This window comes from Limosilactobacillus reuteri subsp. porcinus, from assembly GCF_036621895.1.
Lineage (GTDB): Bacteria > Bacillota > Bacilli > Lactobacillales > Lactobacillaceae > Limosilactobacillus > Limosilactobacillus reuteri_J.
In genome coordinates this window covers 1-1,151 of the sequence record NZ_LN887369.1, presented here as the reverse complement: position 1 = coordinate 1,151, position 1,151 = coordinate 1, and the positions used below count along the sequence as shown (strand labels likewise).

The following is a 1,151-nucleotide window of genomic DNA, read 5'->3' as shown; positions in this document are numbered from 1 at the left end:
ATGAAAACTTGACAGATACCCAACAGTGTGCTCAACTATTGTATCATAAGTTGGTTGTGTTATAATATATGTATCAATATTACTATGCCGGTGTGCAAAATGGTTTCAGTTGATTACTTAAACCGTACCGGTAAGCAGGGTGCCCTAATCGGCATCCTTTTTATTTTATTTAGTTCGTACACGTTTGGCACACTAAACCTCTTGAAACGTTGGTATAACAACGCTTTTAAACTCTCGGGGGGAGTAAGATTGTATAAAAAAGAAGCTCCGATAAAACGCTGATATAACGGCAGTTTATCGGAACTTTTGTTTAGTTAAAATGGTGAAAGTTTGTAAGTTTGGTGCACAAATGGTGCAATTCGGCAATTTTTGTGCACCAAAATTAATCATTGTCGTAAACTTATTTTATTTAGTTGAGTGCGCGGGTTCTTTCAATAGAAAAATTTTTGATTATTTCGAGAAAATTTCGCAAAGTAAACAAAAGCAAGATAAAGCAATTTATTTAAAAATGCGCCATCAAATCAAGATGCTACAAGCTCTTGGTCCTGTGTTACATACCCCACAAGCAAAAAAATTAAAGGGTTATAGGTATCAACTATGGGAGTTACGACCTATGCCGAAAAGAGTATTTTATGGAGTGTGGAAGAAAAATAATTTTGTGTTATTAAATCATTATACTAAGAAAAAGGATGAAACAGATCCTCGTCAGATAGAAAGAGCCTTGTCGCTACTTGACGATTGGTACGAAAGAAAGGGTAAATAATGAGAAACTGGGAAGATATAGATAAGCATCAAACGGTTGCAACAAAAGAAGAATTATCGATTATTGATACCTTGTCTTTTTTAGAAGTACAAAGAATTAAACAGGGGATTTCGCAAACAGAATTTGCAAAAAAATCGGTATGACACAACCTCAATTGGCTAAAATCGAGAATTTAGATTCAATCCCTACGCTGCCTACATTAAATAAATATGCTGCTGGATTAGGTTTGCAAATCAAGTTGTCTATTTCTCCATTGATGGAAGCCAAGTAGATAAATATTAACAATAATTGCACCGTGAAATAATTTCATAATATGCAAAAAAATAAGCCCCGATAAAGTGGTGCTATATCAGCGCTTTATCGGGGCTTTTATTAATGTCTTTAGACC

At 34.5% G+C, this 1,151-nt stretch carries 1 protein-coding gene and 1 pseudogene; both read left to right on the top strand.

All coding sequences use genetic code 11. From position 1 onward, the window contains the following. Positions 1-319 precede the first annotated feature (319 nt). Positions 320-763 (top strand): type II toxin-antitoxin system RelE/ParE family toxin, encoded by a 444-nt coding sequence (locus tag AACL61_RS03150; protein WP_339110984.1) that lies wholly within the window; start codon positions 320-322, stop codon positions 761-763. Then, positions 763-1,034 (top strand): annotated as a pseudogene (locus AACL61_RS03145) (helix-turn-helix domain-containing protein). The gene AACL61_RS03150 and the pseudogene AACL61_RS03145 overlap by 1 nt, the downstream one beginning before the upstream one ends. Positions 1,035-1,151 lie beyond the last annotated feature (117 nt).